At 71.8% G+C, this 12,718-nt stretch carries 12 protein-coding genes and 1 pseudogene; 1 reads left to right on the forward strand and 12 read right to left on the reverse strand.

Annotated elements, in window-relative coordinates; genetic code table 11:
• Positions 1 to 57: 57 nt before the first annotated feature.
• The 4 genes and pseudogenes from VGZ23_20505 to VGZ23_20520 form a co-directional block, all read right to left on the reverse strand.
• Positions 58 to 777: pseudogene (locus tag VGZ23_20505) on the reverse strand (tRNA (adenine-N1)-methyltransferase).
• Positions 774 to 1,772 (reverse strand): ATP-binding protein, encoded by a 999-nt coding sequence (locus tag VGZ23_20510; GenBank protein ID HEV2359979.1) that lies wholly within the window; start codon positions 1,770 to 1,772, stop codon positions 774 to 776. The pseudogene VGZ23_20505 and the gene VGZ23_20510 overlap by 4 nt, the downstream one beginning before the upstream one ends.
• Positions 1,772 to 1,972 carry a MoaD/ThiS family protein gene (locus VGZ23_20515; GenBank protein HEV2359980.1) on the reverse strand — a complete coding sequence of 67 codons (201 nt, stop codon included), beginning with the start codon at positions 1,970 to 1,972 and terminating at the stop codon, positions 1,772 to 1,774. The genes VGZ23_20510 and VGZ23_20515 overlap by 1 nt, the downstream gene beginning before the upstream one ends.
• Entirely contained in the window at positions 1,969 to 2,382 is a 414-nt protein-coding gene (locus VGZ23_20520; protein ID HEV2359981.1) for a cobalamin B12-binding domain-containing protein, read from the reverse strand. The genes VGZ23_20515 and VGZ23_20520 overlap by 4 nt, the downstream gene beginning before the upstream one ends.
• A 69-nt stretch (positions 2,383 to 2,451) precedes the next feature.
• Between VGZ23_20520 and VGZ23_20525 the strand changes: the two genes are divergently transcribed.
• Positions 2,452 to 3,273: an MBL fold metallo-hydrolase gene (locus VGZ23_20525; GenBank protein ID HEV2359982.1), complete on the forward strand. Its 822-nt coding sequence runs from the start codon at positions 2,452 to 2,454 to the stop codon at positions 3,271 to 3,273.
• A gap of 115 nt (positions 3,274 to 3,388) precedes the next feature.
• On the opposite strand, the gene VGZ23_20530 is transcribed toward VGZ23_20525, so the two are convergent.
• The 8 genes from VGZ23_20530 to VGZ23_20565 form a co-directional block, all read right to left on the reverse strand.
• Entirely contained in the window at positions 3,389 to 3,868 is a 480-nt protein-coding gene (locus tag VGZ23_20530) for a hypothetical protein (GenBank protein HEV2359983.1), read from the reverse strand.
• Positions 3,869 to 3,973: 105 nt separating this feature from the next.
• Positions 3,974 to 5,083, reverse strand: coding sequence for an o-succinylbenzoate synthase (gene menC, locus VGZ23_20535; protein HEV2359984.1), 1,110 nt, complete (start codon positions 5,081 to 5,083; stop codon positions 3,974 to 3,976).
• Positions 5,080 to 6,603: an o-succinylbenzoate--CoA ligase gene (gene menE / locus VGZ23_20540; GenBank protein HEV2359985.1), complete on the reverse strand. Its 1,524-nt coding sequence runs from the start codon at positions 6,601 to 6,603 to the stop codon at positions 5,080 to 5,082. Before menE ends, menC begins: the two co-directional genes overlap by 4 nt.
• Positions 6,604 to 6,610: 7 nt before the next feature.
• Positions 6,611 to 7,429 (reverse strand): 1,4-dihydroxy-2-naphthoyl-CoA synthase, encoded by an 819-nt coding sequence (gene menB / locus VGZ23_20545; GenBank protein ID HEV2359986.1) that lies wholly within the window; start codon positions 7,427 to 7,429, stop codon positions 6,611 to 6,613.
• Between the two features lie 8 nt (positions 7,430 to 7,437).
• Complete coding sequence (menH, locus tag VGZ23_20550; protein HEV2359987.1) at positions 7,438 to 8,277, reverse strand: 2-succinyl-6-hydroxy-2,4-cyclohexadiene-1-carboxylate synthase; 840 nt, start codon at positions 8,275 to 8,277, stop codon at positions 7,438 to 7,440.
• Positions 8,277 to 10,109, reverse strand: coding sequence for a 2-succinyl-5-enolpyruvyl-6-hydroxy-3-cyclohexene-1-carboxylic-acid synthase (gene menD, locus VGZ23_20555; GenBank protein HEV2359988.1), 1,833 nt, complete (start codon positions 10,107 to 10,109; stop codon positions 8,277 to 8,279). The genes menH and menD overlap by 1 nt, the downstream gene beginning before the upstream one ends.
• A gap of 2 nt (positions 10,110 to 10,111) precedes the next feature.
• Positions 10,112 to 11,524, reverse strand: coding sequence for an isochorismate synthase (locus tag VGZ23_20560; protein HEV2359989.1), 1,413 nt, complete (start codon positions 11,522 to 11,524; stop codon positions 10,112 to 10,114).
• A 157-nt stretch (positions 11,525 to 11,681) separates the two neighbouring features.
• A partial coding sequence (locus VGZ23_20565; protein HEV2359990.1) for a methylmalonyl-CoA mutase family protein occupies positions 11,682 to 12,718 on the reverse strand: 1,037 nt, incomplete at its 5' end.

A 12,718-nucleotide genomic window follows, 5' to 3' on the forward strand; every position in this document is an offset into this window, starting at 1 on the left:
AAACCCGGTGTGCGCGACCATGCGGTGGGCCGGCCGGACGCTGCGCCCGTCGACGTTCCAGGGCCGCAGCAACACCTCCGCCGTTTCGGTGAGCGCAAAGGTCCCTGCCGCTTCCAGCGCCTCGACGGTCTGGATCACCTGGGGCACGGTGGGCAGATAGGCGAAGAAGATCCCGCCCAGCACGAGGGCGCGCTCGGCGGGCGGCACCATGCGCCACGGCTCGGGCAGATCGAGGACCAGGCGGTCGACGGGGGCGTCTTCGGGGAGGATGCCGTCGGCCAGATCCCGCCGGCGCAGGACGAGTGCCTGCGGCCCGCCGAGGTACCGCGTCACATTGCGCTCGGCAATGCGGGCGAAATCCTCCCGTACCTCGTAACTCACCACCCGCCCTTCGGGTCCCACCGCGCGGACGAGCGCCATCGTCAAGGAGCCGGAGCCCGTGCCGGCCTCGAGGACGCGCGCACCGGGGAAGATGTCGGCGGCCACGAGGATGGCACCGAGGTCCTTCGGATAGACGACCTGGGCCCCGCGCGGCATTTCGAGCACGAACTCGCCGAGCGTCGGCCGCAGGACAAGGAAGCGCTCGCCCCGCGTGGAGCGCGCGGTGCCCCCCTCCTCCCGTCCCAGCAGATCGTCATGCGCGATCCGGCCGCCCCGTAAATCGCTCGTCCCGCCGCGCCGCAGCTGGATCATGTAGCGGCGCCGCCGGCGATCATACAGGACCACGGAGTCGCCCTCGGCGAGGGCCCCCCGTCGCCGCCCCGCGTCTTCCGTCACGCGGGGGACGCACCCGCGCGCGCCGCCGCCGCCGCCGCGGCCTCCCCGGGGGCGCCGGCCGGGGCGGGCCCCTCTTGAGGGGCAGGCCGCACGCGCATCCGCTCGGCCGCGCGCTCGGTCATGCGGCAGAACGCGCAGACCTCCGCCGTCGTCGGCTGCCCGCAGTGCAGGCAGGCGCGGAGGTCCACCTGGTCCTGCCCCTCGACGAGCGGCCGGCCGCGCTCGAGGAAACCCCAGTACAGGCTCTGTTTGGTGCCCGGCGCGGCCTGCTCGAGCAGGTTGAGCGCGTCCTTGTAGAGCAGGCTCCGCGCGCCGACGCTGTTGGGACACTCCTCCACGATGTAGTCGATGCCGCGGATGATCGCGTAGGCCGCCGTTTCGCGCTCCGCGATGCGGAAGAAGGGCTTGACCTTCTTGACGAGATGCGGGTGCGTGCTGTCGAGCACCGGCGCCTGCCGCGCGAGATACGCCGTCTGCCAGTGCAGCAGGTTGCCGAGGAGGACCGCGGCTTCGTCGTCGAGATTGTGGCCGGTGGCCACGGCCGCGAACCCGCCGTCCCGCGCGACCTTGTTGAAGAGATAGCGCTTGCTGAGCCCGCACGCGGAGCAGCTGACGCGGCCCGTGGCGCGGGCAAACGCCTCCACGCCCATGCCGTACAGTTCCGGGATGTCGGCCAGGAGGAGCTCCGCCTGCTGCGCCGCCGCGTACGCCAGGGACTTGCGCTGGGACTCCGCCGAATACTCGCCGATGCCGAGATTGATGTAGAGCCCGGTCGTCCGGTACCCGAGGCGGCGCAGCACGTCCCACAGGGCAAGGCTGTCTTTGCCGCCCGAGACGGCCACCAGGACGCGGTCCTCCCGCGTGAACATCCGCTCGTGCTCGACGGCGCGCGCCACCTGGCGCTCGAAAAATTCCAGGAAATGGTCGTTGCAGAACGCGGTGTGGTGCCGGCGAATCTCCACCGTGGCGCCCGCGGCGCACTTCCGGCAGCGCATCAGGCTACCCCTCCGGAGACGACGGGGCGCAGCTCGACCGTGTCCTCGTCGGCGACCCGCGCGTCGTGCGTCAGCAGTACCTGGCCGCGAATGACCAGCACCGACTCGGGATTGACGCCGAGCTCGACGAGGAGCTCGCGCACCCGCCGGGCGCCCCGGACCTCGACTTCGCGCTTCTGGTGACGGATCAGCACCTTCACGCGGCCACGCCCCGCGGCTTGACGTTGTCCCGCACCCACGCCACGATTCGCTCGAGCGGCGTGCCGGGCGTGAACACCGCGGCGATGCCGGCGGCCTGGAGGTCGGGGATGTCCTCGTCCGGGATGATCCCGCCGGCGAACACCTTGATGTCCCCCGCGCCCTCCCGGCGCAGCAACTCCACGATCTTCGGCAGCAGGGCGTTGTGCGCGCCGGAGAGGATGCTGAGCCCAACCGCATCCACGTCTTCCTGGATCGCGGCGGTGGCGACCATCTCCGGCGTCTGGTGCAGGCCCGTGTAGATGACTTCGTAGCCGGCGTCGCGCAGCGCCCGCGCGACCACCTTGGCCCCGCGGTCGTGGCCGTCGAGACCGGGTTTCGCGACGAGGATCCGGATGCGCGGCTCTGTCATAGACGCTATTATCCCATGTTCGTCGGAAAACGGACAGGCCCGCGTCGGCCGGAGGGCGAAGCCCGCCGTATGCCCCATTATATCTGCACGACGTGCGGGGTGCAGTTTGCCGAGCGCGCGGCCCCGCCTGCCGCGTGTCCGATCTGCGAGGACGAGCGCCAATTCGTCGGCCGGCAGGGCCAGGCGTGGACGCTCCCGGACGCGCTCCGGCGATCTCACCGGCACGTCCTGCGCGCGGAGGAGCCGGATCTGCTCGGCATCGGGATGGAGCCGGCGTTCGCGATCGGGCAGCGGGCGCTGCTCGTGCGGACGCCGGCGGGCAACGTATTGTGGGACTGCATCAGCCTGCTCGACGACGGCGTGGTACAGGCGGTCGGAGCGATGGGCGGGCTGGCGGCCGTCGCGATCTCGCACCCGCATTTCTACGCGTCGATGGTCGACTGGAGCCGCGCGTTCGGGCGGGTGCCTATCTATCTGCACGCCGCCGACCGCGCGCACGTCATGCGGCCTGATCCGGCCATCGAGTTCTGGGACGGCGAGCGGTGCGCGCTGCCGGGCGGGCTCACGCTCCTGCGGTGCGGCGGTCACTTCGCCGGATCGGCGGCGCTGCACTGGCCGGCCGGCGCCGGGGGCCGGGGCGTGCTGCTGACCGGCGACACCATTCAGTCGGTGCCCGACCCGCGCGCCGTGAGTTTCATGTACAGTTATCCGAACTACATCCCGCTCCCCGCGGAGACGGTCGCGCGCATTGCCGCCGCGGTGGAGCCGCTGGCCTTCGACCGGATCTACGGGGGATGGTTCGATCGAACGGTGCCGGGCGACGCGAAGGCCGTCGTGGCGCGCTCGGCGGCACGTTACGTGCGGGCGCTCCGATCCTCCATCAGGTCGTGATTGTCTTGCACGCCGCGTGCGCGGTCCTCGTCATGACGCGAGCGCACGTCGCGGCCGCCGGCCCCCGGGGGGGGCCGGCGGCCTCGGATGGATACCCGCGCGTTCGACCCGGCGGCTACATGCCCGTCTCGGCGTCTACGGTGACACGCGTCTGCAGGGACGGCGGCAACGCGTTGGCCCGCGCCCACGCCGCGACCTGTGCCGCCCAGGAGGAACGGGAGGCGAACAGACCTCCGATCAACCCGTGGGTGATCTGCGTCTGGGCGTCCCACGTCGGCACCTGGGACGTCCACGCATACGTGAGCGGGCGCCCGGCGAGCGTCGTCCCCGTGAATCGACAGACGAACACACAGGCGTAGGTGCCGGCCGCGAACGGACGTCCGTAGGCCGACAGGTTCCAGCCGCCTCCCGAATACTGGCCGTCGACGGCCACGCCGCCAAACGTCCCCGCGATCGCGCCCGTCGGATGGACGCCCGAGTACAACGATCCGGTGAGCGTCAGATTGTACGGCAGCGCCGCCTCCGCACCCGCCGGCCCCGGCGACGCGACGCCGATGGCCAGGACGGCCGCGAGCGCGACGAAGAGCGATCTCACCCTTGATCACCTTCCTTTGCGCGGGCCGGACCGGCCCGCTTGGGTCTCTCGTACATCACCTTGTCCCAGCGTCAATATTTTCCCCGAATCGCTCCGGTTCACGCGCTAGGCGGAGCGCGTCGCCGTGCGGACCGTATACTTCTCGACGATCCGCTCGACGACGCGGAACCCGAGTCCGGGCCCGGACGGCACGTCCACGGTCCCGTCGGGGTTCACCGTGACCTCCGGGTCGATCACGTCCTCGCGAAAATAGCGGCGGCTCGCCCCCAGATCCGCCGGCAGCGTGAAGGCGGGCAGCGACGCGAGCGCGATATTCGCGGCACGGCCGACGCCGGTTTCCAGCAATCCCCCGCACCACACCGGCACTCCCCGCTCCCGGCAGAGCGCGTGGCAGCGGAGCGCCTCGGAGAGCCCGCCCATCCGCGCCGCCTTGACGTTGACGATCCGGCACGCCCCGAGATCGAGCGCCTTCCGGGCGCCGGCCGCGGACCCGATCGACTCGTCGAGGCAGATCGGTGTCCGCAGAAGGTGCTGCAGCGCGGCGTGGTCTACGAGGTCGTCGTGATCGAGGGGCTGCTCGAGCATTACGAGGCCGTAGGCGTCAAGCGCGGCCAGCGCCGGCGCGTCCGCCGAAGCATACGCGGCGTTGGCGTCGGCCGCAAGCGCGATAGCGCCGAACCGTGAGCGGATCGCGGCGATCAGCGCGGCGTCCAGGCCGGGTTTGATCTTCACTTTGATGCGCCGGTACCCGTCGGCGAGCCACGTCTCGATCCGGTCCAGGATCGCCCCGATCGCCGGCTCCAGCCCCACACTCATGCCGACGGCGACCCGGGTCCGTGTGCCGCCGAGCGCGCGCGCGAGCGGCACCCCCCGCGCCTGCGCGACGAGGTCCCAGGCCGCGGCTTCGAGGCCCGCCTTGGCCATGTAGTTCCGCCGGATCGGCCGAAGCCACCCCGCGAGCTCGGCGGGCTCCAAGAACGTCCGGCCCAGGACGCGCGGGACGAGGAACTCGAGGAGGATGGGCCACGCCGTCTCCACGGTCTCCTCGACGTAGAAGGGCGCCGACGAGACCGGCGACTCGCCCCAGCCCGCGAGGCCGTCGGCCCAGGCGCGCACGAGGATGCAATCCTTCGACGCCTCGCGCCCGGCCGAGGTCTCGAACGCCGTGACGTATGGAATCCGGACGTGGCGCAGCTCGACGCGATCGATCTTCATCGGTCCGGCATGGCGCCCGGCCCAGGGGTCGGCTGCGCGGCGGCCCACTCACGGATCGCGCGCCGCAGTAATTTGCCGCCGCTCGACCGCGGCAGGACTTCGACGAACCAGACCGACCGGGGCAGCTTGTATCGGGCCAGCCGCGCGGCACAAAACGTCCGCAGCTCTTCGGCCATCGCCGCCGCGCCGGGACGCAGGGTGACGGCGGCGCCGACCGCCTGTCCCCACGTGGCGTCCGGGATGCCGATCACGCCGGCGTCCGCCACCGCGGGATGCTCCCGCAGGACCGCTTCCACCTCGGCGGGGTAGACGTTCTCGCCGCCCGTCACGATCAGGTCGTCACGCCGATCGACGACGTAGAGGCATCCGTCGGCGTCGAGGTAGCCCAGATCGCCCGTGTTGAGCCATCCTCCGTGCAGCGCCCGGGCGGTCTCATCGGGGCGTCCGGCGTATCCCAGCATCACCGTCGGGCCGGCGACCAGGATCTCGCCGATCTCGTGCGCCGCAGCGGCGCGGCCGTCGGCGTCGATCCGGATCCGGGTGGGGAGCAGCGGGTGGCCCGCCGATCCCGGCTTCGACAGGGTCTCGTCCGGCGGGAGTGTGGCGACCTGCGAGGCCGCTTCGGTGAGCCCGTAGGTCCCGGCCACCGGCACCTTGAGGCGCCTGCAGGCGTCGAGGAGTCCGGCGGGCGCCGGTCCCCCGCCGAGGAGCACGCAGCGGAGCGACGGCGGAAACGGCCGCCCGTGGCGTGAGGCGAGCACGCGCTCGAGCATCGTCCCGACCATCGACGCCACCGTCACCGCGCCGCCGTCGATGTCACGATTGACCGCCGCGGGATCGAACGCGTCGTGCAGCACCATCGTGATGCCGTAGATCGCGCTGCGCCACACAATCGCCAGGCCGCCGACGTGCCAGAGGGGCAGCGGCGCCAGCCACCGGTCGTCGCCGTCGAGGCCCAGCCGCAGGGCCGATCCCAGCGCACTCCACCAATGGTTGCCGAAGCTGAGGAGCACCCCCTTGGGCCGTCCGGACGTGGCCGACGTGTAGACGATGCCCTGCACGGATGCGAGATCGACGTGCTCACGAAGCGGCACGTCCGCCTCGGGCAGCGCGTCCAGCTCGTGCACGACGGCCACGTGCTCCAACCGGGGCAGCCCCTCGGCCGCTTCGAGCGCCCGCGCCGCCGCCGCCGCATCGCTCACGAGCGTGCGGGGCGATGCGTCGGCCAGCTGCCAGCGGAGCTCGGGAACAGCCAGCCGGACATTGAGCGGGACGGCGACGGCGCCGAGCCGTGCGAGCGCGTGCGTCAGGGCGACGTACGCCGCGCTGTTCCTGAGCAGGAGCGCCACGCGATCCCCGTCGCGCACCCCCAGGGATGCAAGCCGCCGCGCCGTGCGGCGCGCCTGCCGATCCAGGTCGGCAAAGGTCCAGCGCACGTCGCCGGCGACCAGGGCGAGCCGGCCGGGGACGGCCCGCGCCTGGCAGGCGAGCCACTCCGGCATCGTGGCGGCCGGCCGCATCGGCCCGCTACGGATAGCGGGGAAATTCGGAGAATTTCGGCCGGCGCTTCTCGAGGTAGGCGTTGCGGCCCTCCTGCGCCTCCTCCGACAGGTAGTAGAGCAGCGTCGCGTCGCCCGCGAGTTGCTGGAGGCCGGCCAGTCCGTCGGTATCCGCGTTGAAGGCGGCCTTCAACACGCGGATCGCCATCGGGCTCTTTTCGAGGATTTCCTTCGCCCAGCGGACTGCCTCGGCCTCGAGTTGGTCCAGCGGGACGACCGTGTTGACGAGGCCCATTGCCAGGGCGTCCTGCGCGGAGTAGCGCCGGCAGAGGTACCAGATCTCGCGCGCCTTCTTGTGTCCGACGACCCGCGCGAGGTACCCTGCCCCGTAGCCCCCGTCGAAGCTGCCGACGCGCGGGCCGGTCTGCCCGAAGACGGCGTTGTCGGCCGCGATCGTGAGATCGCAGACCAGGTGCAGCACGTGCCCCCCGCCGATCGCGTACCCGGCGACGGCGGCGATCACGGGCTTCGGCAGCGTGCGGATCATGCGCTGGAGATCCAGCACGTTGAGGCGCGGGACCCCGTCCCCCCCGACGTACCCGGCGCTGCCGCGGATCCGTTGATCGCCGCCGGAGCAGAATGCCTCCGTGCCCGCGCCGGTCAGCAGGACGACGCCCACCGACCCGTCCTCGCGCGCGCGCGCGAACGCGTCCATCATCTCGGCGACGGTTTCGGGACGGAACGCGTTGCGGACTTCCGGCCGATTGATGGTGACCCTCGCGATGCCCTCCGCGCGCTCATAGAGGATGTCCGTATACTCACACACAGTCTGCCATTCGATCGCCATGCTCTCCCTCACCTCACAGGCTGGCCGGTGTGCGGATCGTCCACGGTCGCCAGAAACTCGAGGACGGCCTGCCGAAATGCCTCGGGCTGCTCGAGATGCACGGTATGCCCCGCCCCCGGGACGACGACGAGCCGCGCGTTGGGCATCCTCCGGCGCATCTCCCGCCCCAGCGCTGCGTAGCGTGTGTCCAGCGCGCCGGCGAGCACCAAGGCCGGCGGCGCGAGCGTCGGAAGGCGCGCCCAGAGGGACGGCTGCGCACCCTGCCCCAATCCCCGCAGGCTGTTGGCCAGGCCGCGCGCCGGATGCGCCAGGCGCTGCGCCCGAAGGGCGGCCCGCGCCCCGGCCGGCAGCCCGGCCTGGGCGGCGAAGAGGGGCAGGCGTTCCCAGCGGTCGACGAAGGCGGCGACGCCGTCCCGCTCGATCGCCTCGGCCAGCGCGGCATCCTGCTCGGTCCGTGCCGCGCGCTCGCCCGGGTCCATGATTCCGGGGGATGCGGACTCCAGGACCAGGGCCGTGAGCCGCTCGGCGGCTACGGTGGCCAGGAAGAGTGCCACGCGGCCACCCATCGAATATCCCAGCACCGCCGCCCTCGGCAGGCCGAGCCGGTCGAGGACGGCCAGGACGTCGTCGGTCGCGTGCTCGATGCGATACCGATCCGGATCGGCCGGTGCGTCCGATCCGCCGTGGCCGAGCATCTCGATCGCGACGGTGAAATACCGGGTCGATAGCGCCGGCAGGTGCGGCGCCCACCCGTCGATGCCTCCGGTGAACCCGTGCAGCAGGACGAGCGCCGGTCCCCGGCCGGCGGTCTCGACGTGGAGCGTCACGCCGTTGACGGCCAGATGCATTAGGACGCCTCGCCGGCGAGCACCCGCGGAAGGTCCGTCCGCACCGCCGTGCGGACGGCCGCAAAGACGTCCTCGTGGAGGGAGACGTTTCGGTCGCGCGCGGTGCAGAGTTCGACGATCGAGACGCCGGGACGGTCCTGGGCGGCGCGGATCCCGTCTCGAAACGCCGGCCACGTCTCGGCGCGGAGGAACGCGGCCTCGTAGAGCTGCGCCGCCGTGCGAAATTCGAGGGCAGTCGGCGTCCCGAACAAGGCCTCGAAGTAATCCGGATACGCGGCCGGGGGCAAGAACGAGAAGATGCCTCCGCCGTCGTTATTGAGCAGGACGACCGTCGCGTCCAGCCGATGGGCGCGCGCCGCGAGGAGGCCATTTTGGTCGTGATAGAAGGACAGATCGCCGAGCGCGAGCACGACCCGTCCGGGCGGGACCGCCGGATCGACCCGCGCGGATGCGGCCGCCGCGCCGAGCGCGCTCGAGACGAGGCCGTCGATTCCGCTCGCGCCGCGATTGCCCAGGACGCGGATCGCCCGGGACGCGCCCGCAAAGAATGTGTCGAGATCCCGGACCGGCATGCTGTTGCCGACGTACAGCGTGGTCCCGTCGGGCAGCAGCTCGGATAGTTCCGCGAAGGCCTTGCCTTCGAACGGCTCGTCCATCTCGTCCAGGCGGCGGCGAATCGCGGCCCGCGACGTCTCCGCGAGCCGCATCCACCGCCTCGCCCACGACGAGCCCTCCCGTCCTCGGGCCGTGCCGAGCTGCCCCGCCACCGCGTCGCACCACGGCCGCGGGTCGGCCCGCACCGTGTCCGACGTCACGTAGGCGGGATCGATCCAGCCGTCGCAGTCGACCAGAATCTGGCGCGCCCGCGCGTACCGCTCCACATACCGGAGCAGCGGTTTGGAAGCGGGCACGCCGCCGAGCCGGATGATGACCTCCGGCGCGAGGGCGTCCACCGCTTCGTCCACCCGGAGCAGCGCGTCGTAGCCATCGATCACCAGGCGGCGGTCGTGGCGGCCCGACCGCACCTGCGACAGCGGATCGGCGAGAACGGGAAAGCCCGTGGCCGCGGCCAGCCGGGACACGGCCGCGGGGAGGTCCGGATCGTACTGCGGGCCGGCGAGGATCACGCCCCGCGTCACGCGGGACAGCGACGCGCCGAGCGACTCGACGGCGCCCGGGTCCGCGGGCCTGGGCCCCGCGGCGGCGTAGGGCAGCCGCCCGGGCCGCCCTTCCCACGCGTCGGACGCGCGGGCGTCGGCCGGCGGCATCGCCGGATCGACGACGGGTACGAGCGGCTCTCGGAGGGGCACGTTCACGTGCACGGGACCGGCCGGCGCCTCCATCGCCGTCGCGGCCGCGCGGCAGGCCGTCGCCCGATAGTAGCGAAGCCGCGCGTCGGTGGCCTCCGGCGAGGCGACGTCGACGAACCACTTGACGTGGCTGCCGTACAGCCGCAGTTGATCGATCGTCTGGGGGGCGGCCGCATCGCGCAGCTCGCGCGGCCGGTCGGCCGTGAGCAGCACCAACGGCACCCGCCCGTAGCGCGCTTCGACGACCGCCGGGAACAGATTGGCCGCCGCGGTGCCGGACGTCGTGACGACGGCCACGGGCCGGCGCGACATCCGTGCCATACCCAGGGCAAAGAATCCCATGGAGCGCTCGTCGATGAACGTCCACACGCGCATCCCGGCGTGTCGCGCCCCGGAGATGGCCAGGGGCGCCGAGCGCGAGCCGGGAGCGAGGCAGAGCGACGTGACACCGCTCCGTACCAATTCGTCGATCAGCGCGCCGACGCACGCGTAGGTGGCGTTCTCGGGCGGCGAAGACGGCACGCCTATGCCCCGGACAGGGCCGAGAGGAGCGGCCGCAACTTCCAGTCCGACTCCGCGAACTCTTGATCCGGCTCCGAGTCCGCGACGATGCCGCAGCCCGCAAACAGCCGCGCTCCGTCCGCCTCGATGAGCGCCGAACGAATCGCCACGGCGGCCTCCCCTTCCCCGTTGGCGTCCGCCCAGCCGATTGGGCCGGCGTACCATCCGCGGTCCCATCGCTCGTGGCGCCGGATCCAAGCCAGGGCCGCGTCTTTCGGCACCCCGCCGACGGCGGGTGTGGGATGCAACCGTCCGATGAGGTCGAAGACCGACCGGCGCCCGCGAAGCACCGCGCGCAGGGGCGTGTACAGGTGATGCGTGTTGCGCACCGTCAGCAGTCGCGGGGCATCGTCCCCAGACACCTCGGTTGTGATGCCGGCGAGCCCCCGGCGGAGGGCCTCGACCACCACGGCATGCTCGACGCGGTCTTTGCCGCTGCGCAGCAGCCCAGCGCCGAGATCGCGGTCCGCGGCCTCGGTCTCCCCCCGCGGGGCCGATCCGGCGAGCGCCGCGATCGCGGCTTCACCGTCGCGCACCCGCACCAACCGCTCCGGGCTCGCACCGAGAAAGCAGCGGCCGCCCCGGGCGGCGGCGAAGATCGTGCATCCCGGATACTCGGTTCGAAGCGTCCGAAGCGCCGCGGACGCGTCGAGGCGGCCGCCCCGCACGCGAATCCCGCGCGCCAGCACGGCCTTTTGGAGGCGTCCGCTCCGTACGGCGTGGGCGGTTTCTCGCACGGCCTGCTTCCAGTCCGCCGCGGCGGGGAATTCGTCGACCACGCGGAACGGCGCGGCGATCTCGTCCATGCCGGGCGAATCGCGCCGTTGACGCAGCAACCGGGCACACGCGACCGTGGCGCCGACCGCCGCCGTTGGTGTGCGCTCCGCCTCGATGAACGCCGAGAGAATGAGCCGGCTTTTGTCCCCGCTCCGCCACACCAGAACGCGCGGCACGACGAGCAACCCGGGCGGATACCCATCCCAGGCCGTGTCCGTCTCCTCGAAGGCAAAGCCGTACATGACGACGGGGCCGCCTGCGTCGTCGCCGACCGCCCGCTCGGTCACCCGTCGCCACGCGGCCTCGGCGAGCGCGAACCGGTCCCGGCCTTCACAGGCGTAGGTCCACGCCGTCCCGATGCCACCGATGCCGAATCGGTCCTCAGGGCGCAGAAACAGCATCCGCCTGTCGAGTTGCGGGCGGCCGCCGTCGAAGGCCGTGAGCGGGTCCTGCGCGGGGATCTCAACGGACGTCCAAGCCAGGATCGGCTCGCCTGCCGACTTGGCGCGTACGTGGGCCTCGCCCGCAGATGCCCGAAGCCGGTCGGCGGCGAAGTCAAGCCGGCTTCTAAGGTCCAGGGTTCTGCTACTTTCGAGCATCGCCGTCCTGGCGTTGAGATGACCGTTGGATAGTGTAGACCGACGCGTCGGTCTATCTCATACTACCGGCGATCGGCACAGGAGTCAAACGGATGTCCGCGCGCTGCGCCGGGTGAGGCAGAGCGTCGTCGCCTAGATTCGGGCCGGCGGGGGCGCGTTACAAGACGGCCTGTTCGCGGTATTCTCCGTAGACCTGCCGGAACACGTCGCAGATCTCGCCGACGGTGACGCGGGCCCGGACGGCGTCGACGATCGCCGGCATCGTCTCGGCGCCCGTATCTGCGGCGCGCCGCAGCGCGTCCAGCGCCCGGCGGGCCGCCGCCTGGTCGCGGGCGGCGCGGGTGCGGTGAACCCGGTCGATCTGCCGGCGCTCGACGTCCGGATCGATCCGGAGCTTCGGGATCGGGACCGCCTCGCGGTCGGCGAATTCGTTGACGCCGACGACGAGTTTTTCGCGTCGCTCGAGCTGCTGCTGGTAGCGGTAACTGGCGTCGGCGATCTCGCGCATCGGGTACCCCTGCTCGATCGCGGCCAGCATGCCGCCCATCTCGTCGATCGTCCGGATATAGGACGCCGCCTCGGCCTCGAGGCGGTCGGTCAACGCCTCGAGGAAGTAGGCGCCGCCGGCGGGGTCCACGGTGTTCGTGACCCCGGTCTCGTGGGCGATGATCTGCTGCGTCCGCAGCGCGAGCGTCGCCGCCTCCTCGGTCGGCAGCGCGTAGGTCTCGTCCAGCGAGTTGGTGTGAAGCGACTGGCAGCCGCCGAGCACCGCCGCCAGCGCCTGCAGCGCCGTGCGCACGATGTTGTTTTGCGGTTGCTGGGCGGTGAGGCTGACGCCGGCCGTTTGCGCGTGCGTCCGGAGCATCAGCGACCTGGGGTTGCGCGCGCCGAACCGCTCGCGCATGATCCGGGCCCACATCCGGCGGGCGGCCCGGAACTTGGCGATCTCTTCGAAGAAGTCGCTGTGGACGTCGAAGAAGAACGACAGCCGCGGCGCGAACGCATCCACCTCGAGGCCGGCCTCGATGCCGGCCTGCACGTACGCGATCCCGTCGGCCAGCGTGAAGGCGAGCTCCTGGACCGCGGTGGCGCCCGCCTCCCGAATGTGGTAGCCGCTGATGCTGATGGTGTTCCAGCGGGGCAGCTCCCGGGTGCCGTACACCATGATGTCTTGGACCAGCTTCATGCTCGGCC

Source organism: bacterium, assembly GCA_035945995.1.
Taxonomy (GTDB): Bacteria; Sysuimicrobiota; Sysuimicrobiia; order Sysuimicrobiales; family Segetimicrobiaceae; genus DASSJF01.